This is a genomic window from Paenibacillus sp. 32O-W (assembly GCF_007679495.1).
Lineage (GTDB): Bacteria > Bacillota > Bacilli > Paenibacillales > NBRC-103111 > Paenibacillus_L > Paenibacillus_L residui.
The window spans coordinates 1-418 of record NZ_VEGP01000180.1 but is presented as its reverse complement, the minus strand read 5'-3'; the positions used below and the strand labels follow the sequence as shown (position 1 = coordinate 418).

Genomic DNA, 418 nt, shown 5'->3' with positions numbered 1-418 from the left:
TCTGTGCGAAGCCGAAAGGCGAAGTATACGGGCTGACGCCTGCCCGGTGCTGGAAGGTTAAGGGGAGTGGTTAGGGGTAACCCGAAGCTATGAACCGAAGCCCCAGTAAACGGCGGCCGTAACTATAACGGTCCTAAGGTAGCGAAATTCCTTGTCAGGTAAGTTCTGACCCGCACGAATGGCGTAACGACTTGGGCGCTGTCTCAACGAGAGATCCGGTGAAATTTTAATACCTGTGAAGATGCAGGTTACCCGCGACAAGACGGAAAGACCCCATGGAGCTTTACTGTAGCTTGATATTGGACTTGGGTACGATCTGTACAGGATAGGTGGGAGCCTTTGAAGCATGTGCGCCAGCATGTGTGGAGGCGACGTTGGGATACCACCCTGATCGTATCTAGGTTCTAACCCGCGACCC

At 53.6% G+C, this 418-nt stretch carries 1 rRNA gene; it reads left to right on the top strand.

Features of this window, described 5'->3' with window-relative positions:
- Positions 1–418, top strand: a 23S ribosomal RNA gene (locus FS806_RS25350); the annotation flags it as partial.